General features: G+C 59.2%; 27 protein-coding genes. 18 read left to right on the top strand and 9 right to left on the bottom strand.

Annotation, left to right across the window (positions count from 1 at the left end; genetic code table 11):
* Positions 1–314 precede the first annotated feature (314 nt).
* Positions 315–2,195, top strand: a complete 1,881-nt coding sequence (gene uvrC / locus QNI81_RS11655; protein WP_404976724.1) for an excinuclease ABC subunit UvrC — start codon at positions 315–317, stop codon at positions 2,193–2,195.
* 106 nt (positions 2,196–2,301) lie between these two features.
* Here uvrC and rpsU read toward each other — a convergent pair whose 3' ends face one another.
* A complete protein-coding gene (gene rpsU, locus QNI81_RS11650) occupies positions 2,302–2,508 on the bottom strand; it encodes a 30S ribosomal protein S21 (RefSeq protein WP_005614280.1) in 207 nt (68 codons plus the stop codon).
* A gap of 117 nt (positions 2,509–2,625) precedes the next feature.
* Between rpsU and QNI81_RS11645 the strand changes: the two genes are divergently transcribed.
* Together QNI81_RS11645 and QNI81_RS11640 are read left to right on the top strand one after the other, a co-directional pair.
* The gene (locus tag QNI81_RS11645; RefSeq protein WP_283966598.1) at positions 2,626–3,327 is read left to right on the top strand and encodes a COQ9 family protein; all 702 of its coding nucleotides are present in this window, start codon (positions 2,626–2,628) and stop codon (positions 3,325–3,327) included.
* Between the two features lie 128 nt (positions 3,328–3,455).
* A complete protein-coding gene (locus tag QNI81_RS11640) occupies positions 3,456–4,460 on the top strand; it encodes an NAD(P)H-quinone oxidoreductase (RefSeq protein WP_283966597.1) in 1,005 nt (334 codons plus the stop codon).
* Positions 4,461–4,514: 54 nt separating this feature from the next.
* Here QNI81_RS11640 and QNI81_RS11635 read toward each other — a convergent pair whose 3' ends face one another.
* Entirely contained in the window at positions 4,515–5,381 is an 867-nt protein-coding gene (locus QNI81_RS11635; protein WP_126137641.1) for a DUF2189 domain-containing protein, read from the bottom strand.
* Between the two features lie 481 nt (positions 5,382–5,862).
* On the opposite strand from QNI81_RS11635, the gene pyk reads away from it, so the two are divergent.
* The 4 genes from pyk to rplT all read left to right on the top strand — a co-directional run bounded on the left by pyk (position 5,863) and on the right by rplT (position 8,265).
* A complete protein-coding gene (gene pyk, locus QNI81_RS11630) occupies positions 5,863–7,308 on the top strand; it encodes a pyruvate kinase (protein WP_283966596.1) in 1,446 nt (481 codons plus the stop codon).
* Positions 7,309–7,345: 37 nt separating this feature from the next.
* Complete coding sequence (locus QNI81_RS11625; protein WP_009177727.1) at positions 7,346–7,567, top strand: hypothetical protein; 222 nt, start codon at positions 7,346–7,348, stop codon at positions 7,565–7,567.
* A 116-nt stretch (positions 7,568–7,683) separates the two neighbouring features.
* The gene (gene rpmI / locus QNI81_RS11620; protein WP_209360579.1) at positions 7,684–7,884 is read left to right on the top strand and encodes a 50S ribosomal protein L35; all 201 of its coding nucleotides are present in this window, start codon (positions 7,684–7,686) and stop codon (positions 7,882–7,884) included.
* Positions 7,885–7,899: 15 nt separating this feature from the next.
* On the top strand, positions 7,900–8,265 hold the full coding sequence (rplT, locus tag QNI81_RS11615; RefSeq protein ID WP_011539832.1) for a 50S ribosomal protein L20: 366 nt from the start codon (positions 7,900–7,902) through the stop codon (positions 8,263–8,265).
* 131 nt (positions 8,266–8,396) lie between these two features.
* On the opposite strand, the gene QNI81_RS11610 is transcribed toward rplT, so the two are convergent.
* Positions 8,397–9,380, bottom strand: a complete 984-nt coding sequence (locus QNI81_RS11610; protein WP_283966595.1) for an adenylate/guanylate cyclase domain-containing protein — start codon at positions 9,378–9,380, stop codon at positions 8,397–8,399.
* Between the two features lie 226 nt (positions 9,381–9,606).
* Between QNI81_RS11610 and pheS the strand changes: the two genes are divergently transcribed.
* Positions 9,607–10,680, top strand: a complete 1,074-nt coding sequence (pheS, locus tag QNI81_RS11605; RefSeq protein ID WP_005614259.1) for a phenylalanine--tRNA ligase subunit alpha — start codon at positions 9,607–9,609, stop codon at positions 10,678–10,680.
* Positions 10,681–10,824: 144 nt separating this feature from the next.
* Here the strand turns inward: pheS and leuD are convergent, their stop codons facing one another.
* From leuD to QNI81_RS11590, 3 genes are read right to left on the bottom strand one after another with little or no spacing between them, the layout of a single operon-like run.
* Complete coding sequence (leuD, locus tag QNI81_RS11600; RefSeq protein WP_283966594.1) at positions 10,825–11,430, bottom strand: 3-isopropylmalate dehydratase small subunit; 606 nt, start codon at positions 11,428–11,430, stop codon at positions 10,825–10,827.
* 12 nt (positions 11,431–11,442) lie between these two features.
* On the bottom strand, positions 11,443–12,846 hold the full coding sequence (leuC, locus tag QNI81_RS11595) for a 3-isopropylmalate dehydratase large subunit (RefSeq protein WP_283966593.1): 1,404 nt from the start codon (positions 12,844–12,846) through the stop codon (positions 11,443–11,445).
* A 56-nt stretch (positions 12,847–12,902) separates the two neighbouring features.
* Positions 12,903–13,001 (bottom strand): isopropylmalate isomerase, encoded by a 99-nt coding sequence (locus QNI81_RS11590; RefSeq protein ID WP_074712509.1) that lies wholly within the window; start codon positions 12,999–13,001, stop codon positions 12,903–12,905.
* Positions 13,002–13,130: 129 nt separating this feature from the next.
* Between QNI81_RS11590 and QNI81_RS11585 the strand changes: the two genes are divergently transcribed.
* From QNI81_RS11585 to rlmH, 3 genes are all read left to right on the top strand, one after another.
* A complete protein-coding gene (locus tag QNI81_RS11585) occupies positions 13,131–14,534 on the top strand; it encodes a mechanosensitive ion channel family protein (protein WP_283966592.1) in 1,404 nt (467 codons plus the stop codon).
* A 130-nt stretch (positions 14,535–14,664) separates the two neighbouring features.
* Entirely contained in the window at positions 14,665–15,024 is a 360-nt protein-coding gene (gene rsfS, locus QNI81_RS11580) for a ribosome silencing factor (RefSeq protein WP_239322409.1), read from the top strand.
* 142 nt (positions 15,025–15,166) lie between these two features.
* On the top strand, positions 15,167–15,637 hold the full coding sequence (gene rlmH, locus QNI81_RS11575) for a 23S rRNA (pseudouridine(1915)-N(3))-methyltransferase RlmH (protein ID WP_283966591.1): 471 nt from the start codon (positions 15,167–15,169) through the stop codon (positions 15,635–15,637).
* 6 nt (positions 15,638–15,643) lie between these two features.
* Here rlmH and QNI81_RS11570 read toward each other — a convergent pair whose 3' ends face one another.
* Both QNI81_RS11570 and QNI81_RS11565 read right to left on the bottom strand, forming a co-directional pair.
* Entirely contained in the window at positions 15,644–16,003 is a 360-nt protein-coding gene (locus QNI81_RS11570; RefSeq protein ID WP_283966590.1) for a hypothetical protein, read from the bottom strand.
* 35 nt (positions 16,004–16,038) lie between these two features.
* Complete coding sequence (locus QNI81_RS11565) at positions 16,039–16,761, bottom strand: DUF599 domain-containing protein (RefSeq protein ID WP_168611427.1); 723 nt, start codon at positions 16,759–16,761, stop codon at positions 16,039–16,041.
* 81 nt (positions 16,762–16,842) lie between these two features.
* On the opposite strand from QNI81_RS11565, the gene QNI81_RS11560 reads away from it, so the two are divergent.
* From QNI81_RS11560 to QNI81_RS11530, 7 genes are all read left to right on the top strand, one after another.
* Positions 16,843–18,291, top strand: coding sequence for an FAD-linked oxidase C-terminal domain-containing protein (locus QNI81_RS11560; RefSeq protein ID WP_283966589.1), 1,449 nt, complete (start codon positions 16,843–16,845; stop codon positions 18,289–18,291).
* A gap of 58 nt (positions 18,292–18,349) precedes the next feature.
* Complete coding sequence (locus tag QNI81_RS11555) at positions 18,350–19,441, top strand: FAD-binding protein (RefSeq protein WP_283967885.1); 1,092 nt, start codon at positions 18,350–18,352, stop codon at positions 19,439–19,441.
* A gap of 2 nt (positions 19,442–19,443) precedes the next feature.
* Complete coding sequence (locus QNI81_RS11550) at positions 19,444–19,812, top strand: hypothetical protein (protein WP_283966588.1); 369 nt, start codon at positions 19,444–19,446, stop codon at positions 19,810–19,812.
* Between the two features lie 4 nt (positions 19,813–19,816).
* Positions 19,817–21,136, top strand: coding sequence for a glycolate oxidase subunit GlcF (gene glcF, locus QNI81_RS11545; RefSeq protein WP_283966587.1), 1,320 nt, complete (start codon positions 19,817–19,819; stop codon positions 21,134–21,136).
* A gap of 92 nt (positions 21,137–21,228) precedes the next feature.
* Entirely contained in the window at positions 21,229–22,083 is an 855-nt protein-coding gene (locus QNI81_RS11540; RefSeq protein WP_283966586.1) for a trypsin-like serine peptidase, read from the top strand.
* A 141-nt stretch (positions 22,084–22,224) separates the two neighbouring features.
* On the top strand, positions 22,225–22,692 hold the full coding sequence (locus QNI81_RS11535; RefSeq protein ID WP_283966585.1) for an Hsp20 family protein: 468 nt from the start codon (positions 22,225–22,227) through the stop codon (positions 22,690–22,692).
* Between the two features lie 136 nt (positions 22,693–22,828).
* The gene (locus tag QNI81_RS11530) at positions 22,829–23,431 is read left to right on the top strand and encodes a TetR/AcrR family transcriptional regulator (protein WP_283966584.1); all 603 of its coding nucleotides are present in this window, start codon (positions 22,829–22,831) and stop codon (positions 23,429–23,431) included.
* Here QNI81_RS11530 and QNI81_RS11525 read toward each other — a convergent pair.
* A complete protein-coding gene (locus QNI81_RS11525) occupies positions 23,411–24,304 on the bottom strand; it encodes a DMT family transporter (RefSeq protein WP_283966583.1) in 894 nt (297 codons plus the stop codon). The two genes, QNI81_RS11530 and QNI81_RS11525, sit on opposite strands and share 21 nt — an antisense overlap.
* Positions 24,305–24,350 lie beyond the last annotated feature (46 nt).

Below are 24,350 nucleotides of genomic sequence, written 5' to 3'. Positions count from 1 at the left end.
GGTGTCGTCAAAGTACAAAAGTGCAACGTGAGCCGCGACTTATGCACCCGTCACAGATCCTTCACATGAGCGTTACAAAAACCTCATTGTTTTCAATGATTTGGAATGGGTGCGGGGAAAATGTAAGAAAAATCAGCCATTTGCGGCATCGCTTAATTTTTAGGCAAATCTGCGAAGTCGCGATATATAAAGGTAAAATTCCAACAAGCCCAAAGTTACCCGCACAGTTATCCACAAGAATGGTGGATTCATCACAGCTTGAAATCCCTGTCTGAAGATTGCAGCAAACCCCTCAGAATCATATGTCAGAGAACATGAGTGACCCCAGCGCAGAATCGCCCGGCCAGTCCGAGACGCCGCGCACCGGCTACGGTGTAATTCAGGACTATCTGAAGACGCTCGACTCCTCGCCCGGCGTGTATCGCATGCTCGATCATGAGAGCCGTGTTCTCTATGTGGGCAAGGCACGCAACCTGCGGGCGCGGGTGTCGAATTACACGCGCCCGGGCCACACGCCGCGCATCGAGAAAATGATCTCGCAAACCACCCGCATGATGTTTCTGACCACACGGACGGAGACTGAGGCGCTGCTGCTTGAACAAAACCTGATCAAACAGCTGAAGCCCAAGTACAACGTGTTGCTGCGTGATGATAAGAGTTTTCCCAACATTCTTGTTGGGAAGAACCATGCCTACCCGCAGCTGAAAAAACACCGCGGGGCCCGCAAGGAGAAGGGCAGCTATTTTGGGCCTTTCGCAAGTGCCAGCGCGGTGAACAGAACGCTGAACCAGTTGCAAAAGGCGTTTTTGCTGCGCAACTGCTCGGACACGATGTTTGAGAACCGCACGCGGCCCTGTCTCCAGTACCAGATCAAACGCTGTTCGGGGCCCTGTGTGGGGCTGATCTCGCATGACGACTATTCCGACAGTGTGCGCGACGCAGAGCGGTTCCTTGCCGGGCGCTCCACCAAGATTCAAGAGGAACTGGGCGCGCAGATGATGGCCGCCTCCGAGGCGATGGAATACGAACGCGCGGCGGCCCTCAGGGATCGGATCAAGGCGCTTACTCAGGTGCAGTCGGCTCAGGGTATCAACCCGCGTGGGGTTGCGGAGGCGGATATCATTGGCCTGCATTTGGAAAACGGGCTGGCTTGCGTGCAGGTGTTCTTTATTCGCGCCAATCAGAACTGGGGCAATCAGGATTTTTATCCGCGTGTGGCGGATGACATGTCCGCGGCAGAGGTCATGGAGGCCTTTATCGGCCAGTTCTATGACAACAAGGATGTGCCGCGTCAGTTGATCTTGTCCGACGATATTGAGAACGCGGATCTGATGGCCGCTGCTTTGGGCGATAAGGCTGGGCGCAAGGTTGAAATCCTGATCCCACAAAGAGGGGAGAAAACCGAGCTTGTGGCCTCTGCCGTACGCAACGCCCGCGAAAGTCTCGCGCGCCGGATGGCCGAAAGCGCGACACAGGCGAAGCTGTTGCGCGGTATTGCGGATGCCTTTGGTCTGGAAGGGCCGCCGAACCGGATCGAGGTCTACGACAACTCTCACATTCAGGGCACCAATGCCGTGGGCGGAATGATTGTCATGGGACCGGAGGGGTTCATGAAGAACGCCTACCGTAAGTTCAACATCAAGGATGGCGAGACCATCGCGGGGGATGACTTTGGCATGATGAAGGCGGTGCTGAACCGCCGGTTTTCGCGTCTGCTTAAAGAAGATCCTGACCGTCAAAAAGGCATGTGGCCTGATCTGTTGCTGATCGATGGGGGCGCGGGGCAGGTTTCTGCTGTTGCTGAGATCATGGAAGAACACGGTGTGCAGGACATCCCGATGATCGGCGTGGCAAAAGGCGTGGACCGGGATCACGGCAAGGAAGAGTTTTACCGTCCCGGCGAGAATGCGTTTGCGCTGCAGCGAAATGATCCGGTGCTCTACTTCATTCAGCGCATGCGGGACGAGGCACACCGCTTTGCAATCGGAACTCATCGAGCCAAGCGGGCAAAGTCTCTGGTCGCTAACCCGTTGGATGAAATCCCCGGTGTAGGCGCACGGCGCAAGAAGGCATTGCTGACGCATTTTGGCAGTGCCAAGGCCGTAAGCCGGGCGAACCTGTCGGATCTGAAAGCGGTTGATGGCGTGTCGGACGCGTTGGCGGAAACCATCTATAACTATTTTCAGGTGCGTTGAGTGGAAATGCACACGTGTCGCAAAAAATGAAACCCCCACGGCCATGGGCTGCGGGGGTTTTATTCTTAAACAGTATCCAGAAGCGACTGGAGACGGGCGAGGGGTCTTAGAGGAGACCTTCGCGCTGTGCTTTTTTGCGTGCCAGCTTGCGGGCACGGCGGATAGCTTCAGCTTTCTCGCGCGCTTTTTTCTCGGAGGGCTTCTCGAAATGTTGCTTGAGCTTCATTTCGCGGAAGACGCCTTCGCGCTGCAGCTTCTTCTTCAGGGCGCGGAGCGCCTGATCGACGTTGTTGTCGCGAACACTAACCTGCATGTGGTTTTCACCACCTTTCTAAGTTGAGTTGCAAGGATTTGCAGGAAGTGGCCGTATAGCAAGACAGTCCTAAATTGTCTAGTACTGGAGCCGCCGACACAAAGGAGCACGGGCATCATGGCAGAAAACCAAGGAAATTCCACCGATCAGGGCGCGGATTTGCAGGCCAAGCTGCTGGATGCGGCGCTGATGCATGTGGCATTCGACGGCTGGACCAGGGCGACTTGGGATGCGGCTGTTGCTGATTCGGAGGTCGATCCAACCCTTGCCGAGGCGCTATTTCCGCGTCATGCGCTGGATCTGGCGGTCGCCTATCACAAACGCGGTGATGCGCAGATGCTGGAACGGCTGAAGGATGCGGATCTGTCGAGTTTGCGGTTTCGTGACCGGGTTGCGGCTGCGGTGCGGTATCGTCTGGAAGCGGTTGGCGACAAAGAAGCAGTGCGTCGCGGCGCGACATTCTTTGCGCTGCCGCAAAACGCCGCTGAGGGCACCAAACTGATCTGGGGAACGGCGGATGCGATCTGGAATGCGCTTGGTGATACGTCAGAGGATGCAAACTGGTACACCAAACGAGCAACGCTTTCGGGGGTCTATTCCTCTACTGTGCTATTCTGGCTTGGCGATGACAGTCCCGAGCATCAAGCGACTTGGGATTTTCTGGATCGTCGCATCGACAATGTCATGCAGTTTGAGAGCCTTAAGGCCAGCGTAAATAAGAACCCATTGCTGAAGCCGCTGCTGGCAGGGCCAAATTGGCTGTTGAGCCATGTCCGAGCCCCCAAGCAGCGTGATGATCTGCCAGGTCGCTGGCAGTAGCCCCGCGTCGACGGTTGAGACATCCTGCGCCCGTCCATTCGCGGGGCGTTGCCAATGTGGCATGGCTTGGCCAGAGGCGTCGCGGGTGATAGCTCTCTAATGGAGATGCAGGGGAGAGGACCGCACCGATGACTTTAGAACTTCCGCAAACCATGCGTGCCGTCGAGATCTCAGAGTTTGGCGCTCCAAACGTTCTGAAAATGGTGGAGCGGCCAGTCCCCGAAGCCGCGCATGGGCAGGTGGTGATCCGTGTTGCCTATGCAGGTGTCAATCGCCCCGATGCGCTGCAACGTGCCGGGGCTTATGCGCCCCCCAAAGGCGCAAGCGACCTGCCGGGGCTTGAGGCATCCGGCGAGATTGTCGCCATCGGTGCAGGCGTCGCGGGCTGGTCCATTGGAGATCAGGTGTGCGCGCTTCTGCCCGGCGGTGGATATGCAGAATATGTGGCCACTCCGGCTGCGCACTGTCTGCCGCTCCCAGAAGGTGTGAGCCTGAAAGAAGCGGCCTGTCTGCCAGAGACCTGTTTTACTGTGTGGTCCAACGTGGTGACACGTGGGGGACTTGCTGCGGGCGAGCGCTTTTTGGTGCATGGTGGATCATCGGGGATTGGAACCACGGCAATTCAGCTGGCATCGGCCCTCGGCGCGCGGGTTTACGCCACCGCGGGGTCGGATGATAAATGTGCAGCTTGCGTTGGGTTGGGCGCAGATGTGGCGATCAACTATCGCGACGAAGATTTTGTCGAGATCATGAAAGCCGATGGAGGTGCGAACCTCATCCTCGATATGGTGGGCGGCGATTATATCCCCCGTAATATCAAAGCGCTGGCCGATGACGGAAGACTGGTACACATCGCCTTTCTGCAAGGGCCTAAGGCAGAACTCAATTTTGCCCAGATCATGGCGCGGCGATTGACGGTAACCGGTTCGACGCTACGCCCGCAAAGCGATTTGGCCAAGACCCGCATTGCGCGTGATCTGATTGAAGCTGTGTGGCCATTGATTGCGGCGGGCAAGCTGCGCCCGGTGATGGATTCGACCTTCCCGCTGGCGGAGGCGGCCATTGCGCACGCCCGGATGGAGGGCTCCACCCACATCGGGAAAATCGTGCTTGAGGTGGCTGGCGACAGCTAAACCCAGTCATTCAGTCCCGACCCAATCCGAGCGCCGCATGTCATTGCGCGGCGCTCACATCACTGCGCGGCGATAAAGATGCCATGTTGCATGTCCAAGCAGTGGCACCACGAAGATCAGGCCCGCAAACAGAGGCACTGAGCCGATCACCAACATGAGGCCCACTAAGGCACCCCACGCAAGGCAAACCACACGATTTTTGCGCATCACCTCAAGCGAGGTCGCCACGGCAATCGGAAGTCCGACATGGCGGTCGAGCAGGAGTGGGAAGGATACGATGCTGATGGCGAGCGCCGCATATGCAAAGGTGGCCCCAACCAGTGTGCCAACAATAATCATAGTCCAACCCGATGAAGTGTAGAACACATCGCGCACGAAGGCACTCAGCGTAGCAGGGCTCTCTGGTCCGAGGGTGGCGCCATAAATTGCTTCGGCAACCATGATCCAGATCACGAAGAGTGCCGCGAGATAGAAGGCGAGCATCAGGACCGACGCAAAAGCGGGGGATCGTATCACCGCGAAGGCTGACGCCCAGCCCATGGGTTGGCCTGCTTCGCGGCGGCGCGACATCTCATAGAGGCCAATGGCGGCGGCGGGGCCAACGAGTGCAAAGCCCATCACCATCGGAACCAGAAGCGGTAACACCTCGAGGTGAAACCCGCTGACGACCATCGCAAGGCCGATCAGCGGGTAGATGAACACCAGAAACATTGCGTCAGAGCGCGCGGCTTTGAAATCGTCCCAACCTGCCCGGAGGGCATGCGTAAGATCCGCCATGTCGAGGCTTCGAACACGTGGGCGACTGTGCGATGCGCCGCGGATCTCGTCGATTGCATCGGCGGTGCCATGACTGGCGGATTGCATCGATTGCAGAACCCAACTGGCTGGGTTGCCGATGGTTTTGGGGGCGGTGTCTGACATGGCTTGGCTCCTCCTGTGGCGCGCTGGGGCGTGCCGCGTGGACAGGCAGGATCTAAGCCGGGACCGGGCCAAGAAGGCGCAGACATGACGCGGCGGCTCTCGGTCGGTCCCGGTGGGAGGTTCCCACGATTGGGCCTGTGCGCGGCATGTCTGCGTTTCAGTGTAGCAGGATCGCTGCCGGTGCGGGATCAATTTCTGCTGAGGTCATCAGGTGCAGTCGTAGACCTCGCCCGGAAACGCGGTTGCTTGCTGCGTTGGCGATCAAATAGAATGGGTATGTCATATGCGCGTCATCGCGTTGTCATCAGTTGGTAGCCAAATCCAAGAAGAGTTGCGACGCAGGGCGAATTGAGCCATAAGACCAACAAGAATGTTTGCGTTAACGGAAGATGCGGTCACGAACTGATGCCGTGCAAGTCCACGCAAATTCAAATTTAAGAATTGCCGTATTTAAAGGCGGCTGTCGAAGGATGGAGATCCCATGAAACGCACGCGCAATGTCAAAATCGTGGCCACGCTCGGTCCTGCGTCCGAGACCTACGAGACCATTCGCGCGCTACATGAAGCGGGGGCGGATGTATTTCGCCTCAACATGTCGCACGGCAGCCACGAAGAAATCGCATCAAAGCACAAGATCATCCGTCAGATTGAAGCCGATCTGGATTCCACCATCGCTATCCTTGCTGACTTGCAAGGGCCGAAACTGCGGGTTGGTGTCTTTGCGAATGGGTCCGAAGAATTGGAGGAGGGTGCGAAATTTCGCCTCGATCTTGATCCGGCTGAAGGAAATCTTGATCGTGTGTGCCTGCCACACCCCGAGATTTTTCAAGCTTTGGAGCCGGGGGCGTCGCTACTGGTCAATGACGGAAAAATCCGCCTGAAGGTCGAAGATTGTGGTGAAGATTTCGCCAATTGCGTGGTGACCACCGGTGGCACCATCTCCAATCGCAAAGGGGTGAATGTTCCTGACGTGATCCTGCCTCTGGCGGCGCTTTCGGAAAAAGACCGTGCTGATCTGGAATTTGTGTGTGAGCTGGGTGTCGACTGGCTGGCGCTGTCTTTTGTGCAGCGCGCCAAGGATGTCTTTGAAGCACGCGCGCTGGCTGATGGGCGTGCTGCGATCCTGTCTAAAATCGAGAAACCCGCTGCGGTCGACAATTTTGCCGAAATCCTAGATGCCTCTGACGGGATCATGGTGGCACGTGGTGACCTTGGGGTGGAGCTGCCAGTATCGCATGTGCCGCCAATTCAGAAACGTCTGGTGCGCAAGAGCCGGGCAGCGGCGAAGCCCGTCATTGTGGCGACTCAGATGTTGGAAAGCATGATCGAGAGCCCGATGCCGACCCGCGCCGAAGTTTCAGATGTGGCCACCGCAATCTATGAAGGCACTGACGCCATCATGCTCAGCGCAGAATCTGCGGCCGGTCAGTACCCGATCGAGGCGGTCCAGACCATGGATAAGGTCGCGACCGAAGTGGAGCAAGACCCGACATATCGTGACATCATCGCGGCGTCGCGGTCCTCTAAGGGGGACACGATTGCAGACGGGATTGTGGCCGCTGCACGCGAAATCGCTGAGAAAACAGAGATTAAGGCGATCTGTTGTTTTACTCAATCGGGCACTACTGCGCTGCTGACCGCGCGCGAACGCCCCTATGTGCCGATTCTGGCTCTGACACCGCTGGAGAAAACCGCGCGCCGTCTCTGTCTCAGCTGGGGCTGCAATTGCGTGATCACCCTCAAGGTGGACCGTTTCAAGGGGGCCGTGGTCTCGGCGGCGCGTGCTGCGCGTTCGGGCGGTTTTGCTTCTGAAACGGATCAGGTTGTGGTGACTGCGGGTGTGCCATTTAACGTGCCCGGAACCACCAATATTTTGCGAATTGCGCCTTGTGATGAACGCCTGATTTACAACACCGATCCGGAATAATACGCTTTCCCCTGTGTATTTAAGGGGTAAGGCAAATATGGACACGGATCTGTTGCTGGTGGCTGGGCTGGTATTGGCTTGGCTTGGTGTGCCGGCGTTCTTTTCGGCCTATGCCCACCGCCGCAGCCCGGTAATGGCTGCGGCACTGCTTGTGCTCGGGGGCGGCTGCATTGCATGGGCAGTGCTCACCAACCCTGGAGGGTATAGCCTCGCTGAGGTGCCGGATGTATTTTTCCGGGTTCTGGGACGCTTTCTCTGACCAAAATCTCTTGCCCTTTATAACTAGCTGACGTAAAGGGCACCCCTGTTCGCGCGACCGGCCAATGTGGCATGCCGAGTCGCGTGTGTAGCGAACCTACGAATAAGGAGACGGAAATGCCCAAGATGAAGACAAAATCGAGCGCCAAGAAGCGCTTTAAAGTGACCGCGACCGGCAAGGTCATGGCTGGTCAGGCCGGCAAACGCCACGGCATGATCAAACGTCACAAGAAATTCATCCGTGATGCCCGCGGAACCACCACCCTGTCCGCACCGGACGCAAAGATCGTCAAGGGCTACATGCCCTACGACCGCTAAGAGGAGATCTGAGATATGTCCCGCGTTAAAGGTGGTACCGTCACTCACGCCCGTCACAAGAAGGTCATCAAGGCAGCCAAAGGTTACTACGGCCGTCGCAAGAACACCTTCAAAGTTGCCCGTCAGGCCGTCGATAAGGCCAACCAATATGCAACTCGTGACCGTAAGAACCGCAAGCGCAATTTCCGCGCGCTGTGGATTCAGCGTATCAACGCTGCTGTCCGTAGCCACGACGAAGCGCTGACCTACTCCCGCTTCATCAACGGCCTGAACCTGGCCGGTATTGAAGTGGACCGTAAGGTTCTCGCAGACCTCGCCGTTCACGAGCCCGAAGCTTTCGGTGCAATCGTGCGTCAGGCACAGGATGCGCTGGCCGCCTGAATTCAGGTGTAGCCGAACAAATTGGACCCGTCGGAGCGATCCGGCGGGTTTTTTTTATACCACGATTTACGAATGGTCCTGCCGCCGACCGGTGCAATGGAGCTGAGTGGTGGGGGTGATTGAGCGCAGGTCTATTCAGCCTGCGAGCGACGTCGTTTGAAGAGGGAAAATATTGCGATTCCGCCAATCGGCCAGAGCGACCAGAGCGCGCCTTCCCAGCTGAACAGGTTCACCAGAAACAGGAAACCTGCGATCACGCAGAGTTTCACCGGGATGCCAAGGAACTCGGATCGACCCAGAATGCGGTGGCCATCCCGAAGGCCGATCACCATCGCAAGCGCAAGCATCGGCCAATGAGCCCAGATACCGCGCCCCGATATAATATCTAACAGAAACAACCCTGCAGCAACGACGGCGAGTTTCTTGCTGCCATCACTTAGCGGAAGGCGCCGCCCAAACAGCCGGTCTAAACCCTTAAGGGGGCGATCATCTGTGTCTTCGGGCGTATCCGGGAGCGCATAATCCCGTTTCGGCGCGCCAGAGAAAGGGTCGGGATCTTCCCACACCTGCGCACTGCGGCCCGCATGATTGGTGCGGCTGGGGCGTGGCGCACCAAGTGAGATGCGATAGACCGCGATATCCTCGGTCAGGTTGCGAGGGCGACGGTCCCCAAGATATTCAAACCCGATGGTGAGCTTGTTTTTCACATGGTCATAGACCTGCTGCGAAATCAAAACGCCGCCGGGCTCTGCCATGGTTTGCAAACGGGCAGCGAGGTTTACACCCTCGCCAATCAGATCGTCACCATCGCAGATCACGTCGCCCAGATTGACGCCGATACGAAAGGAAAGGGCACTGTCCTTGGCGGCAAGTTCCTGCTGCACCTCTATGGCGCATTGCACCGCCTCAACGACGGAAGGGAAATCTGCGATCAGCCCGTCACCTGCGGTATTTGCCACCCGGCCACCGTGCCGCTCGATCAGTTTGAAAAACACATCACGGGCCGACTGCAGCTCGGCATAGGTGCCGACCTCATCCGCCGTCATGGCCGTGCTGAACTGCTCAGCATCGGCTGCGAGGATCGTAGTCAACTTGCGTGTGATGCGATCATGCATGAAAGGCGCCCAAGTAAGTATGAGACCAAAGTGGGCCTTTGCGCCTGCGCATGCAAGGGGTTTGCGCATTCCTGGTGACAGGTGTTGGCATTAGCCGCACCGCAAGAGCACGGGCGTGGATGGAGGGCGACAACATCCGTCTATGTGGCGGCTCATGACCCTCGGGTGCTTGCTTTCGACGCCTCGTGTGGTAGCAGGACAACAAAGCGAGACTTGAGGGGCCGTCATGGACGATCTTAAAGCAAAATACCTCGGCCAGATCGCCGAAGCCACGGATGAAAACGCGCTGGAGGCCGTGCGCCTCGCTGCTGTAGGCAAGAAGGGCGAAGTGGCCCTGAAAATGCGCGAGCTGGGCAAAATGACGCCCGAAGAACGTCAGGTGGCCGGCCCCGCGCTCAATGCGCTGAAGGATGAAATCAACTCGGCACTGGCCGCCAAGAAGGCAGCCTTGGGCGATGCCGCGCTGGATGAGCGTCTGCGCTCCGAGTGGCTTGATGTGACCTTGCCAACACGTCCGCGTCGGCAAGGGTCGATCCACCCCATTTCGCAGGCTTCAGAAGAGCTCACCGCGATTTTTGCCGAGATGGGTTTCTCGGTGCAGGAAGGCCCCCGCGTCGACACCGATTGGTATAATTTTGACGCGCTGAATATCCCCGGCCATCACCCGGCCCGCGCCGAGATGGATACGTTTTACATGCACCGTGCCGAAGGCGACAATCGTCCGCCGCATGTGCTGCGCACGCATACCAGCCCCGTGCAGATCCGCTCCATGGAGAAGCTGGGCGCGCCGCTGCGCATCATCTGCCCCGGCGGTGTTTATCGCGCCGATTACGACCAGACTCACACACCGATGTTCCATCAGGTCGAAGGGCTGGCGCTGGATGAGAACATCTCCATGGCGAACCTCAAATGGGTGCTTGAGGAGTTCGTGAAGAGCTTCTTCGAGGTGGACGAGGTGGAACTGCGTTTCCGCGCGTCGCACTTCCCCTTCACCGAGCCATCCGCAGAGGTCGACATCCGCTGTAGCTGGGACAATGGCCAGCTGAAAATCGGTGAAGGTGACGACTGGATGGAGATCCTCGGCTCCGGCATGGTGCACCCGAAGGTGATCGCTGCGGGCGGGATCGACCCCGAGAAGTATCAGGGCTTTGCCTTTGGCATCGGGATCGACCGGTTGGCGATGCTGAAATACGGCATCCCCGACCTGCGCGCCTTCTTTGAAAGTGATCTGCGCTGGCTGCGTCATTACGGGTTCAGCTGTCTGGACGTACCGACACTTCATGGCGGACTTAGCCGCTAAGTGTTCCTGTTCGGCGAATATCTGGCGCGGTACATCGACTGGTGTGCCGCGCTTTTTTTGACCTAGCGTTCGCCGGCGTATCACTTGCAAAAAAAGGCCGCCCTAATCAGGGCGGCCTTTTTGTATTCTTCAGATCGCTTCGGATCAGACCCAGGGACGTTCCTGTGCGACGCGCTCCTCGTAGGACTTGATCGCATCCGCTTTCTCAAGCGTCAGGCCAATATCGTCGAGACCGTTAAGCAGGCAGTGCTTGCGGAAGGGGTCAATGTCAAACTTGATGACCTCGCCCTCCGAGGTTGTGATCTCCTGCGCCTCAAGATCCACGGTCATGCGGGCATTTTCGCCCTTTTCCGCGTCTGACATCAGCAGGTCGACCTGTTCCTGAGGCAGGACAATCGGCAGCATGCCGTTCTTGAAGCAGTTGTTGAAGAAGATGTCAGCAAAGGACGTTGAGACCACCACTTTGATGCCGAAATCCGCCAGCGCCCAGGGCGCATGCTCACGCGAGGAGCCACAGCCGAAATTATCGCCTGCCACCAGAATGGAGCTTTCGCGATAGGCGGGCTTGTTCAGCACGAAGTCAGGCACTTCGTTACCTTCGCGATCAAAGCGCATCTCGTCAAAGGCGTGCACGCCAAGGCCGGAGCGTTTAATGGTCTTCAGGAACTGCTTTGGGATGATCATATCGGTGTCGATATTGACCAGCGGCATTGGCGCCGCGATCCCGGTGAAGGTTTCGAACTTATCCATGGGTTTCTTCCTTCAGAGCTCGCGAACGTCGGTCAGTTTGCCGGTGACAGCAGCAGCGGCGGCCATCGCGGGCGACACCAGATGCGTGCGTCCCTTAAAGCCCTGACGGCCTTCAAAGTTACGGTTGGAGGTGGAGGCGCATCGCTCGCCTTCGCTCAGCTGGTCGGGATTCATCGCCAGACACATGGAGCAGCCCGCCAGTCGCCATTCAAAGCCTGCGTCCTTGAAGATATCAGCAAGGCCCTCTTCTTCAGCCTGAGCCCGCACGAGGCCGGAACCCGGAACCACCATGGCGCGCATGCCGTCCTTGATCTTCTTGCCTTTGACGATCTCAGCGGCGGCGCGGAGGTCTTCGATCCGGCCATTGGTGCAGGAACCGATGAAGACGGTGTCGATCTCGATGTCCGAGAGCTTCATGCCCGGTGTCAGCCCCATGTAATCCAGCGAACGGCGCGCGGCTTCGACCTTGCCACCGGTAAAGTCCTCTGGTGCGGGGACGGTTGCGGTGATCGGCAGCGCGTCTTCCGGGCTGGTGCCCCATGTGACGGTCGGGGCAATGTCCTCGCCACGGATCGTGACGACCTTGTCCCAATGGGCGTCGTCGTCAGAGTAGAGCGTCTTCCACCAGTTCACGGCTGCTTCCCACTGCGCGCCTTTCGGGGCATGTGGGCGGCCTTTGACATACTCAAAGGTGGTCTCATCCGGTGCGATCAGGCCAGCGCGTGCGCCGCCCTCGATGGCCATGTTACAGATGGTCATCCGGCCTTCCATCGACAGATAGCGGATCGCTTCACCGCAATATTCAATGACGTAGCCAGTGCCACCACCGGTGCCGGTTTCGCCGATGATCGTAAGAACCACGTCTTTTGCAGTGACACCGGGCGAGAGCTTGCCGGTGATCTCCACCTTCATGTTTTTGGATTTCTTCTGGATCAACGTCTGCGTTGCCAGGACGTGTTCCACCTCGGAAGTGCCGATACCATGGGCAAGCGAGCCGAACGCGCCGTGGGTCGCGGTGTGGCTGTCGCCGCACACCACGGTCATGCCGGGCAGGGTCCAGCCGTTTTCAGGGCCGACGATGTGCACGATGCCCTGACGGATGTCCGTGACCGGGTAATAATGCACGCCGAACTCGCGGGCGTTGGTGTCCAGTGCGGCAACCTGGATACGGCTGTCTTCCGGCATCTGATCTGGGTTTTCGCGCCCCGCAGTGGTGGGGACGTTGTGATCTGGAACCGCGATGGTCTTGTCCGGGGCATGCACTTTGCGGCCGGACATGCGCAGGCCTTCAAACGCCTGCGGGCTGGTCACTTCGTGAACCAGATGGCGGTCAATATAGAGCAGACAGGTGCCGTCTTCGGCCTCTTGCGCGACATGCGCGTCCCAGATCTTGTCGTAGAGTGTTTTGGGGGACATCGGTCCTCTCCCGTATGTGGGTAAATGTGCTGGCGTAACTGGTCTGGCGGCGCAGCTTATAGGCGCGCAAGAACCGTGCGGGCGGCACCAAAGAACCGCTCACGCAGTCGCGCGCGGTCCTGAAGGGCAATAGTCTGAGCCAATACGTGAGTCATGCCTTGTGGAATATATCCACACCTTCCGACAATCAAGATTCGTTCTCGGGCTTGTGAGCACTCAAGTTCCGGAGTTCCCCTTGCCTCAGGCCCACCGTGCGGGACATGCTGGAGCGAAGGAGGACCGGAATGGAGCAAGACATTCTGCCCGAGGCAGTGCAGGGCACATTGCAATATCTGATCGCGCAGGCGCAAATCTATTGGGAAATGGCGCTAACCCCCGGTTGGCGCCAGTATCAGGTGCTGATCGTCATTGCGTTGGTGCTGGCCTCCATCGTGATGCGCAAGGTCACGCATGGACGTTGGGAAGCATGGGCAAGATCACGTGAGGGTTGGCCCAAATGGCGTCTGCGTTTGCTGGTGCAAGTGCTCAGGCGGTTGTCGCTGATCTACTTCACGGTGTTCTCTTGGGCCGTTTACGCGATCATGCGCGAGGTCACATGGCCGTCCCGCAGTTACCTGATCGGAGCGGTGGCAAAACTCGCGGCAGCGTGGCTGGTGATCGCACTTATCTCGCGGTTCATCGCCAATCCGACATTGCGAAAACTCGCATCATGGCTTTTGTGGATCTACGCGACACTGGCGGTGTTCAATCTGGTGGACGATACCGCTCAGATCCTCGATTCCATCGCATTGAATTTCGGTTCTCTGCATCTGTCGTTGCTGGTCGTGCTAAAGGCCGTGGTGCTGGCAACGGCAATGCTGACGCTGGCGCGGATGGGCTCCGGGCTTGCGGAACGTGGCCTGAAGGGGAACGAGGATCTCTCCCCATCTATGAAAGTGCTGGCGGGCAAGGCCGTTCAGGTCCTGCTCTATGGGGTTGCCTTTGTGATCGTCATTCGGTCGGTCGGCTTTGATCTCACCGGGCTGGCTGTTCTGTCTGGTGCCGTCGGCGTTGGGATCGGTTTTGGCCTGCAAAAGGTGGTCTCGAACCTTGTGTCGGGCATCATCATCCTGATGGACCGGTCCATCAAGCCGGGCGATGTGATCTCCCTTGGCGAGACCTTCGGCTGGATCAATGCGCTGGGCGCGCGCTACGTGTCGGTGGTGACGCGGGACGGCAAGGAATATCTGATCCCGAACGAGGACCTGATCACCTCGCAAGTGGTGAACTGGTCGCATTCCAACCGGTTTGTGCGGCTCGATATCAATTTCGGCACCAGCTATGATGACGACCCGCATCTGGTCCGCAAGGTCGCGATTGCGGCGACCATGACCGTCGACCGGGTGCTGGAACGCGAGGGGATGAAGCCCGTGTGCCATATCGTCGGGTTCGGCGACAGCAGCGTGGATTACATCCTGCGCTTCTGGATCACCGACCCGACGGGGGGGCTGACGAACATCCGCGGCAATGTGTTTCTGGCGCTCTGGGATGCGTTCAAGGCCGAGGGGATTTCCATTCCCTTCCCGCAGCGGGAGTTGCGCCTTTTGAATGATCGACTGGCTGTGCAGATGGCAGAGGGACAGAGCGCGCCGGGGGACGCCGATGACCTTGGGTCACAGTCACGCGGCAGTGCGGCGCAGCTTGATTGAAATGGGGGCGCTCTGTTGCTACATTTGAGGTATCCCCAGCGCCGGGGGTCCGTCGGCGCGCAGCAAGGAGGACAATGTCCTGGCACCCCAACCTCAGGCGGCAGTTGCCGCCCCGTCCGGAGCAGCCGTGATGGCCGCTTCTGCACCGCAATTCTCCAGCGAGGACCTGCTGGAGCGCATCCTTTCCTCTCTCGACGACGACAAGGCCGAAGATGTCACGCGGATTGACCTGCGCGGCAAGACGTCCATTGGCGACTATATGGTCGTGGCCTCTGGCCGTTCGACCCGTCAGGTCGCGGCGATGTCCGAGAAACTGACCGAGAAGCTGAAGCATGAATTCGGCATCTCTTGCAAAGTCGAAGGCAAGGACGCAGGTGACTGGGTTCTGATCGATACCGGTGATGTGATCGTGCATATCTTCCGTCCCGAAGTGCGCGAGTTCTACCAGATCGAGAAGATGTGGCTGCCCGCAGGCGCAGTCGCCAGCTAAAAGACGGTTGTACCCGAGGCCCGTCGCGGGTCGGGCGTTGCCTGACCCGAAAGGCCTTTGTTATATCCCGGCATTGCAGTCTTGGTCCCGCCAGGCACGCATGCAACCGCCGGGCCTTCCCTTCTGACATCAGGAATCCCTCATGCGCGTGCATATCTGCGCGGTCGGGCGGTTGCGCACCGGGCCGGAAAAGACATTGATCGATGACTATTTGCAGCGATTTGATCGCAGCGGTCGGGCACTCGGTCTTGGCCCGGCCAAGGTGATCGAGGTCGAGGACAAGAAAAACGCCGGTATGGGCGCGGAGGCGGATCTGTTACGCAAGGCGCTGCCCAAGGGGGCCTTGATCTGCACGCTGGATGAGCGTGGCAAGGTGATCTCTTCACCGGATTTTGCGGATCGGCTTGCAGGCTGGCGCGACATGGGGCGGCAGGATCTGGCGCTGATTATCGGCGGCGCAGACGGGATCGACCCCTCACTGCGGGCCGAGGCGGATTTTTCGATTTCATTCGGGAAAATGGTCTGGCCGCATATGATGGTGCGCCTGATGCTGGCGGAACAAATCTATCGGGCCGCGACCATCCTGTCCGGCAGCCCTTATCACCGGGTCTGACGGGCTTCAGGGCAGGTCGATCACCGTGGTGTTCTGCGCCCAGCCGTCGACGCTGCACCGCGCCTGTATTTGCACTTTTCTGACGCCTTCTGGCACCTGAACGCCACCGAGCGAACGCGTGAAGGGTTGCTCGTTTACATGCGGATGCGCCAACACGCGCAGACCGAGTTCGTTGCCTTCCATATCCAGAACCCGCCATCCGTCGGCGTAGTGATCCCAGCCCGTGTCCGGGTGGGACAGCGTGACGGAAAAGCTCCAGCTGTCGCCACGCTTCACTGCGGTCGCGTTTTCGACAACGGGATCCGCCGCCAGGGCTATCTGTGGTGTGACGAGGAAAAGCAGCGATATGAGGACATGTTTCAACATGCGCTCAGGCTAGTCAATTCCCGGGGGGAGTGCGGTCACATTTTGGTGGGGGCGGTGATTTTGGGTTCTGACTGCATCAGGATGCGGCGGGACCGCGAGATGAACTCGCGACGATAAAGCACCGCAAGGGTGATCACGGTGGCGAGGATGAGCGCCTCGGCGCCCACCAACCACGCCAGCCCGGCAAGCGAGAAATAGGTGGCCCGCAGGCCGCGATTGAAACTGCGTGCCGCCGTGATGTTGATTTCGGCAGCCTGTTGCGCCCGCGGATAGGCGCGGGGATCGCTGGGCTCATTCGGGACTGCGGCCATCAGAACCGAGCAGTAGCCAAACAGCCGGTGCGACCAGACAAAGGCAAGAAACGCGTTGGTGAGTGCGGCCAACACCAACAGGATCTTGATCTCCCAGACAAAATCCGGGGTTTGCCCCAGTGCCAGATCCTGCGCCACGCCGGCGAGTTGTTCTGTATTGCCGATCAGCGCCAGCCCCGCCCCCAGCGCCAGCATGGTGGCCGATGCAAAAAAGGCGGTGGCCTGCCGCAATGAGGAAATCACCTGCGAATCAAAGATCCGTGGAGACCGGGTCACCATCTCTTTCATCCACTCGCGCCGGAAATCCGCCATCAGAAGCGAGACCGAGGGCCGTGATTTGCTGGGGTTCTCAATGCGCCAGCCGATCCATACCCAGCCCAGTATGTAACAGGCCAGGCTTATGAAATCCCACGCAGAAAACAGTGACAGTCGCTCGATCCAGATCATGGCCCGACCCTAGCTCAGTCAGTTCGCCCTTGCCAGTAGAGATGAATTGGTAATATTATTTTACCAAAGAGGAGAGCCCGCATGGAGATGCCTACCCCCAATGCCGCCATCCTGGCCCGAAAGGCCGAGTTGCTGAAACGATTGCAGCAGGTGCTGCCCGATGATGCGTTGATCTCGGATGAGGCGGAGACGCGCGCCTATGAGTGTGATGCGCTGACGGCCTACAAATGCCCGCCGATGCTGGCTGTGTTGCCACGCTCGACCCAAGAGGTGTCGGATGTGCTGCGGATCTGTCACGACATGAATGTGCCGGTGGTACCGCGCGGTGCTGGGACGTCTCTTGCCGGTGGGGCACTGCCAACCGCCGATTGTGTGATCCTCGGTGTGGCACGAATGAACGAGGTTCTGGAAACCGATTACGCCAATCGCATCATCCGGGTGCAGACCGGACGCACAAACCTCTCGGTCTCTGGCGCGGTGGAAGAAGAGGATTTCTTCTATGCGCCCGACCCATCCTCGCAGTTGGCCTGCGCGATCGCGGGCAACATCGCCATGAACTCTGGCGGGGCGCATTGCCTCAAGTACGGTGTGACCACCAACAACCTTCTTGGGGTGACGATGGTGATGATGGATGGCACCGTGGTCGAGATTGGTGGCGCGCATCTGGACGCAGGTGGGCTGGATCTGCTGGGTGTGATTTGTGGCAGCGAGGGGCAGCTGGGCGTGGTGACTGAGGCAACCTTGCGTATCCTGCGCAAACCCGAGGGCGCGCGGCCCGTGCTGATCGCCTTTGACAGCAATGAGGTGGCGGGGGCCTGCGTGTCGGACATCATCAAGGCCGGCGTGTTGCCTGTTGCGATCGAGTTCATGGACCGCCCCTGTATCGAGGCCTGCGAAGCTTTTGCCAAGGCAGGGTATCCGATGTGCGAGGCGCTGCTCATCATCGAGGTCGAGGGGGCGGAGGCGGAAATTGCGCATCAGTTAGGGTTGATCGTGGAGATCGCGCAACAGCATAACCCGGTGGAATTGCGCGAAGCGGGCGATGCCGATGAGGCCGCGCGGATCTGGCTGGGGCGAAAATCGGCCTTTGGGGCCATGGGGCAAATCAACGACTACATGTGTCTGGACGGAACCATCCCGGTGTCTGCCCTGCCGCTGGTCTTGCGCCGGATCGAGGAGATGAGCGCAGAATTTGGCCTGAAAGTCGCAAATGTCTTTCATGCGGGGGATGGCAATATGCACCCGCTCATCCTGTTTGACGCAAACAAACCTGGCGATTTGGAACGTTGCGAAGCCTTTGGGGCCGAAATTCTGAAGCTGTGTGTCGAAGTGGGAGGCTGTCTGACCGGAGAGCACGGCGTGGGAATCGAGAAACGCGATCTGATGCTGCACCAGTATGAGGTTGCGGACATCGAGGCGCAGTTGCGTGTGAAGGATGTGTTCGATCCGAAGTGGCTGCTCAACCCGGCGAAGGTTTTTCCGCTGTCGAGCACAGAGAGCCGCCGCACCGTTTGTCTTGCCGCAGAGTGACACGCCATGGGGGCTTTGCCCCCCAGACCCCCAAGGATATTTGGAAGAAGATGAAATGATGACACCGCAAAGTGAGGCTGAACTGGCCGACATCATTGCCGGGGCAAACGGGCCTCTTTGCATCGAGGGCGGCGGGACTCGGGGTATTGAGGTGCCCGGTGAGCGGCTGAGAATAGGTGGTCTGTCAGGCGTGACGCTCTATGAACCGGGGGCGCTGACTCTGGTGGTGCAGGCGGGTACGCCGGTGGCCGAGATTGAGGCGCTGCTGGCGACGGAAAACCAGCGTCTGGCGTTCGAACCTGTGGATTTCCGTCCTGTTCTGGGGACAGAAGGGGAGCCGACAATCGGTGGCGTTGTTGCCACCAATGCCTCCGGCCCGCGGCGCATTCAGGGGGGGGCTGCGCGGGACTTTCTGCTTGGCGTGCGGTTCGTCGATGGGCGCGGCGAGGTGCTGCGCAATGGTGGCCGGGTAATGAAAAACGTCACCGGCTATGATCTGGTCAAGCTGATGGCGGGATCACATGGCACGCTTGGGGTTTTGACGGAGGTCGCTCTCAAGGTGCTGCCACGTTCCGAGACCGAGGCCACTCTGGCGGTTGAAGAGATTGATCTTGCCGCCGGGATTGCCTGTTTGTCGGCAGCTCTGGGCTCTCCGTTTGATGTGACCGGGGCCGCATATGACCCGGACGCGCAACGGGCCTATGTGCGGCTCGAGGGGTTTGAGGCTTCTGTGGCCTATCGCGCTAAGGCATTGCGAGAGCAGCTTGGGCGCTATGGCGCGGTGACAGAGGTGTCTGGCGCGGGTGAGCTGTGGCGCGGTCTTCGTGATCTGCATGATTTTGCGGGGCTGGAGGGCGATATCTGGCGGGTGTCTGTCAAACCGACGGACGCGGTGGACCTGATCCCGACATTGGGGGCAACGAGATGTCTCTGTGATTGGGGCGGTGGTCTGGTCTGGGCCTTGATGCCCGGAGGCGTGGACTTGCGGCAGCGCATGACGGTGCCCGGTCATGCAACATTGATCCGGCGCGGCGCGGGCACATCGGTGCCGCGCCACCATCCGGAGCCCGCACCGCTGGCGGCGATTTCCGCGGGATTGCGTCGGCAATTTGATCCGCGACACATTTTGAATGCAGGATTGATGGGGTAGCGATGGACGTGATTTTTATCTTTGTGGCGGGCGTTCCTGTCTTTGTGGTGCTGTCGGTGATCCCGGTGGCGAGACTGGGCCTCGCCGCCAGCCTCATCGCCGGGGCCGGGATCATTGCCTATAGCTTTGGTCTGGCGCCGATCACGGGCAACGATCCGGCGGGGAACGCGATGTCCAATGGCTACCGCGGGATATTGCATATCTCGGCAGCCGGTGGGGCAGGGGTTGCCGCGCTCTATCATCTGACCCGCATATATATCCCGAGTTTTCCCGAGCCTGCGCTCAATATCCTGCGGTATATTGTGTTCCTACTGCTGAGCTTGCCCGGTGGGATGATGGGAGCTTGGATCGTGGCAGAGGCGTTGGTGTAGGACGATGCAGACCAGTTTTACCGATGAACAACTTCAGAACCCCGGAACGCAACGCGCGAATGAGATCCTGCGCACATGCGTGCATTGCGGTTTCTGTACCGCCACCTGTCCGACCTATCAGGTGCTGGGCGATGAACTCGACAGCCCGCGCGGGCGGATCTACCTGATCAAGGACATGCTGGAAAACGAGCGCGTCCCGGATGAGAAAACCGTCAAGCATATCGACCGCTGCCTGTCTTGTCTGGCCTGCATGACCACTTGCCCGTCTGGTGTGCATTACATGCATCTGGTGGATCATGCGCGCGCCTATATCGACAAACACTACAAACGGCCCTTTGGCGATCGCGCACTGCGCTGGATCCTGGCGCATGTGTTGCCCTATCCGACCCGTTTCCGGCTGGCGCTTCTGGGGGCGAAGATTGCGCGGCCCTTCCGGGGATTGATGCCGGATGCGAGGCTGCGAGCGATGCTGGAGATGGCACCCAAAGTGATCCCGCCGGTGAGCCGTAATGACGACCCGCAGAGCTTTGCGCCGGAAGTTGCGCAGGTAAAGCGCGTCGCGTTGATGACGGGGTGTGCGCAAAAGGCGCTGAACACCGATATCAATGACGCCACCATTCGCCTGCTGCGGCGTTTGGGTTGCGAGGTCGTGGTGGCCGAAGGCGCAGGCTGCTGCGGCGCGCTTACGCACCACATGGGACGCGAGGACGAGAGCCACGGGGCGGCGGCAAAGAATATCCGCGCCTGGATGGCAGAAAAACATGGCAAAGGGCTGGACGCGATTGTTATCAACACATCCGGCTGCGGCACCACCGTCAAGGACTACGGTCACATGTTCCGCAACGATGCGTTGGCGGAGGATGCGGCAACGGTCTCTGGCCTTGCGATGGATGTCTCTGAATTGCTGATGCAGCTTGACCTGCCTGAGGGCGCCGACAAGGGGCTGACTATCGCCTATCATGCCGCCTGTTCCTTGCAGCACGGACAACAGATCAAGACTCCTCCGAAGACCTTGCTGAAACGTGCCGGGTTCAAAGTGGTGGAGCCAGCGGACAGCCATTTGTGTTGCGGCTCTGCCGGGACTTATAATCTGTTGCAGCCGGAAATTTCGGCGCAACTGAAGGCGCGAAAACTGCGCACGCTTGAGGCTAAGAACCCGGATATTATTGCAGCTGGCAACATTGGGTGCATGATGCAGATCGGGTCTGGCACCAACATCCCTATCGTGCATACGGTTGAGCTGTTGGACTGGGCGACTGGGGGACCCAAACCACCTGCGCTGGAAGCGAAGTGCAGCCGACCCAATGTTCCCATCTTGCGTTGAACCTGCGCAAACGGCATCACCAAGGGATGCGCGGAATCGCCCACGCGCGCCCAATTTTTGCCCGAAGCGTTGGCTAGACTGCCGCATGAGGGATGTGGAGAGTGTCTGTGCTGCCGATGAAGCGTTTGATTTTGAGCGGGGTGCTTTGCGCCTTGTCTGCTACCGCGATGGCGGGCACGACCCTGAGCGGGGAGAATACCCGGCTCAAGAGCCTGGAGACCACCGACGCGGGGCGCGATTGGGAGGCGGTTGGCCGTCTGGATCGCAAGGGCGAGGGGTTTTGCACAGGTGCGTTGATTGCGCCCGACATTGTTTTGACGGCCGCGCATTGCCTTTATGATCGTGACACGATGGAGCAGATCGACCCGACCTCCATCGAGTTTCTGGCGGGGTGGCGCAATGGGCGTGCCTCGGCCTATCGCGCGGTCAAGCGTGCGGTGCTGCATCCATCTTATGTCTACGATGGCACGCTATCGGCAAAACGGGTGCGCAACGACATTGCCTTGCTGCAATTGCAACGCCCCATTCGTAATACCACCGTCACACCGTTTGAGACGGACGCCCGCCCGCGTAAGGGCGCACGGGTCGGTGTGGTGTCCTACGCTCAGGATCGGTCCGAGGCCCCATCGCTGCAGGAGGTCTGTATGGTAATCGCCCGTCAGGATGGCGTGCTGGTCATGTCCTGCGATGTGGATTTCGGCGCGTCCGGCGCGCCGGTGTTTTCCTTTGAGGGGGAGCGTCCCCGGATTGTTTCCGTGGTTTCCGCCAAGGCGCGGGTGGAGGGATCTGCAGTTTCGCTTGGCGCATCACTGGCGGATGAGCTGGCGCTACTGGAGGCACAACTGACAGGTGCCCATGTCGGGAGCCGTATGCCGCAAGGTGTTGGCCGGGTGCAGGTTGGCGAGCCACGCCGCAATGATCTCGGCGCAAAATTCATCTCCAATTGAGCATGAACCTCTTGAAACTGCGATGACCCTTCATAAATCGATGGGTGTTCAGGGCGCCAATGATTGGGCTCTGAGAAAGAACCGCCCGTCCCGAGTTGGGAGGGCTTCATAGCAGTTATCGCTCAAAGATGAGGATGAACCATGCGTACGTTTGATTTTGCTCCGCTGCACCGCGCAACGGTTGGATTTGACCAGATTGCAGACCTGATGGATCGGGTGATGAGCTCGGATATCCAGCAGCCCAGCTACCCCCCTTACAACATCGAGAAGACCTCAGAAGATGCCTACCGCATCTCGATCGCCGTCGCCGGGTTTTCCGAAGATGAGCTGAACGTCGAGGTGAAGGAACACGCCTTGGTCGTGTCGGCGCGCAAAACCGAAGACGCTGGCGAGCGCACCTATCTGCATCGCGGTATTGCCACCCGCGCGTTTGAGCGCCGCTTTACGCTGGCGGATCACGTGCGGGTCGAAGGTGCAAGTCACGCCGACGGTATGCTCCATATCGACTTGGTGCGCGAAGTTCCCGAAGCGCTGAAACCGCGCCGGATTGAAATCGCATCCGCCGCAGGATCGAAGCCCAGGGAAATCGCGGGCTCGACCGTGAACTGATCCCTCCCCGGGATGCACCCGCATCCTGTTTGCAGCGCCCCTGGTCTTACGGCTGGGGGCGACTTTATTTGTGGATTTGCGCATCCCTACCAATCGGTAGGTTGCCGCCCACGTGATCACCTGCGCTAATGGCGCAATGACATTACGTGATGCGCCATCCAATACCCGCACCCAGCTTATTGAGAGCGCGTGCCGCCTGTTTGCGGCGCATGGCTATGCTGGGGCCTCGATCTCAAGCATCGCCAAAGAGTTGGGCCTGAGTAAGCAGGCGCTTTTGCACCACTTTGGCAGCAAAGGCGCATTATATACGCTCGCGGTCGAGCAGGCGGCGGCAGCGGTGCTGCAATTGCTGTTTGATGCCATGGAAGATGATCACCCGCCCGAAGATCAGTTGGCGGCTTTCTTTGCGTGCTATCATCGGCTCTTGAGCGTCGACTCCACAGCTGGGCAACTCGTACTGCGTGAACTATTGGACCACGCCCTGACCACGGACGCAGGGGGCGCTTTGGACACGTTACTCGAAAGCCTCGTTGCCACCGTGCAGGCGACCGAGCGCTGGCAGGGCGCGGGTGTTGCCGGGGCGTTGGCAGTCGTGACGCAGCTGTTGGGGGCTGCGTCACTCATGTCATCGGCAGAGAGCGCGCTGAGCGCAAAATTTGGCAGTACTACTGTAACGAAAGCTCAATCGCACACGGCAGCAATCTCTGCAGAACTGTTCTCAGGCATTTTGCGCGGGTGACGTTGGTCGGGCACGGGCTTCCCGATTCAACAGATAGATGCTGGCCACAAGGATCAGCAGGGTGCCGAGCCACATATTCCCATCTGGCATAAATCCAAAGACCATCGCGCCAAGACCGACGTTGAACACCAGTTTGAGGTGGTCAAACGGCTGCAGGAACGCCGCATCGGCAAGCGTATAGGCGCGCACCAATGTATGTTGCGCCAGTGCGGTCAAAAGCCCGGCCCCGATCACCAACCAGATCGTGGCTTGTGGCAGGGCAAAGCCGGTGCTGACCGTAAGCAACGCATTGGCGGGGCTCAGAAGCAGCAGCAGGTAAATGGTGACGGTCTCGGTGTTGTCGCGGCGGGTGAGTTGCTTGGTCACCACGGAACTTGCAGCCCAGAAGGCAGCAGCAGCCACCGGGAGCAGTGCCGCCAGTTGAAACCGGTCCGACCACGGCGCAAGGATCACCATGCCGCCGATGATGCCCACGACAACCGCGCCCCAGCGATGCAAAGAGACCTCTTCGCGCAGGAACAGCCCCGCCCCGATGGTGACAAAAAAGGGCGACAACAAGATCAGCGCAATTGCCTGCCAGATCGGCACATGGGCAAGCCCCAGCGTCCAGAGCTGTACGCCGCCCACGGCCAGCGCGACACGCAGCACATGGGATGCGATCTGTCGGGTCGACAGCACAGCCGACCGGTTGCGCCAGATCCATGGAATATAAAACAAAAGCGCGATCAGATACTGCCAGAAGGTCACCGTCGGAGCAGAAGCCCCATGGAGCATGGTGGCCGATTGCAGCGCGGTGTTGACCAGCGCGAAACAGGCTCCGGCGATGACCATGAGGCCAGCCGCCTTGAGCGGGGTGGGGAGCGTTTGAGCCATCTGCGTGTCGTCCTTTCCTCGGTACGCATGTGACCCAAGGCAGACG

It is taken from the genome of Tritonibacter sp. AK171 (genome assembly GCF_030127025.1).
Classification (GTDB): domain Bacteria; phylum Pseudomonadota; class Alphaproteobacteria; order Rhodobacterales; family Rhodobacteraceae; genus Epibacterium; species Epibacterium mobile.
This window is presented reverse-complemented; position numbering and strand designations above follow the sequence as displayed.

Coding starts and splice junctions, on each gene's coding strand:
- leuC (WP_283966593.1), bottom strand. CDS start 12,846: ATGTCCCCCAAAACACTCTACGACAAGATCTGGGACGCGCATGTCGCG.
- rsfS (WP_239322409.1), top strand. CDS start 14,665: ATGGCCGCTTCTGCACCGCAATTCTCCAGCGAGGACCTGCTGGAGCGC.
- QNI81_RS11640 (WP_283966597.1), top strand. CDS start 3,456: ATGACTTTAGAACTTCCGCAAACCATGCGTGCCGTCGAGATCTCAGAG.
- QNI81_RS11625 (WP_009177727.1), top strand. CDS start 7,346: ATGGACACGGATCTGTTGCTGGTGGCTGGGCTGGTATTGGCTTGGCTT.
- rplT (WP_011539832.1), top strand. CDS start 7,900: ATGTCCCGCGTTAAAGGTGGTACCGTCACTCACGCCCGTCACAAGAAG.
- uvrC (WP_404976724.1), top strand. CDS start 315: ATGAGTGACCCCAGCGCAGAATCGCCCGGCCAGTCCGAGACGCCGCGC.
- QNI81_RS11525 (WP_283966583.1), bottom strand. CDS start 24,304: ATGGCTCAAACGCTCCCCACCCCGCTCAAGGCGGCTGGCCTCATGGTC.
- QNI81_RS11590 (WP_074712509.1), bottom strand. CDS start 13,001: ATGACTCACGTATTGGCTCAGACTATTGCCCTTCAGGACCGCGCGCGA.
- QNI81_RS11570 (WP_283966590.1), bottom strand. CDS start 16,003: ATGTTGAAACATGTCCTCATATCGCTGCTTTTCCTCGTCACACCACAG.
- glcF (WP_283966587.1), top strand. CDS start 19,817: ATGCAGACCAGTTTTACCGATGAACAACTTCAGAACCCCGGAACGCAA.
- QNI81_RS11535 (WP_283966585.1), top strand. CDS start 22,225: ATGCGTACGTTTGATTTTGCTCCGCTGCACCGCGCAACGGTTGGATTT.
- rpmI (WP_209360579.1), top strand. CDS start 7,684: ATGCCCAAGATGAAGACAAAATCGAGCGCCAAGAAGCGCTTTAAAGTG.
- QNI81_RS11645 (WP_283966598.1), top strand. CDS start 2,626: ATGGCAGAAAACCAAGGAAATTCCACCGATCAGGGCGCGGATTTGCAG.
- QNI81_RS11585 (WP_283966592.1), top strand. CDS start 13,131: ATGGAGCAAGACATTCTGCCCGAGGCAGTGCAGGGCACATTGCAATAT.
- QNI81_RS11610 (WP_283966595.1), bottom strand. CDS start 9,380: ATGCATGATCGCATCACACGCAAGTTGACTACGATCCTCGCAGCCGAT.
- QNI81_RS11635 (WP_126137641.1), bottom strand. CDS start 5,381: ATGTCAGACACCGCCCCCAAAACCATCGGCAACCCAGCCAGTTGGGTT.
- QNI81_RS11555 (WP_283967885.1), top strand. CDS start 18,350: ATGACACCGCAAAGTGAGGCTGAACTGGCCGACATCATTGCCGGGGCA.
- QNI81_RS11550 (WP_283966588.1), top strand. CDS start 19,444: ATGGACGTGATTTTTATCTTTGTGGCGGGCGTTCCTGTCTTTGTGGTG.
- rpsU (WP_005614280.1), bottom strand. CDS start 2,508: ATGCAGGTTAGTGTTCGCGACAACAACGTCGATCAGGCGCTCCGCGCC.
- QNI81_RS11540 (WP_283966586.1), top strand. CDS start 21,229: ATGTGGAGAGTGTCTGTGCTGCCGATGAAGCGTTTGATTTTGAGCGGG.
- rlmH (WP_283966591.1), top strand. CDS start 15,167: ATGCGCGTGCATATCTGCGCGGTCGGGCGGTTGCGCACCGGGCCGGAA.
- QNI81_RS11565 (WP_168611427.1), bottom strand. CDS start 16,761: ATGATCTGGATCGAGCGACTGTCACTGTTTTCTGCGTGGGATTTCATA.
- pyk (WP_283966596.1), top strand. CDS start 5,863: ATGAAACGCACGCGCAATGTCAAAATCGTGGCCACGCTCGGTCCTGCG.
- leuD (WP_283966594.1), bottom strand. CDS start 11,430: ATGGATAAGTTCGAAACCTTCACCGGGATCGCGGCGCCAATGCCGCTG.
- QNI81_RS11530 (WP_283966584.1), top strand. CDS start 22,829: ATGACATTACGTGATGCGCCATCCAATACCCGCACCCAGCTTATTGAG.
- QNI81_RS11560 (WP_283966589.1), top strand. CDS start 16,843: ATGGAGATGCCTACCCCCAATGCCGCCATCCTGGCCCGAAAGGCCGAG.
- pheS (WP_005614259.1), top strand. CDS start 9,607: ATGGACGATCTTAAAGCAAAATACCTCGGCCAGATCGCCGAAGCCACG.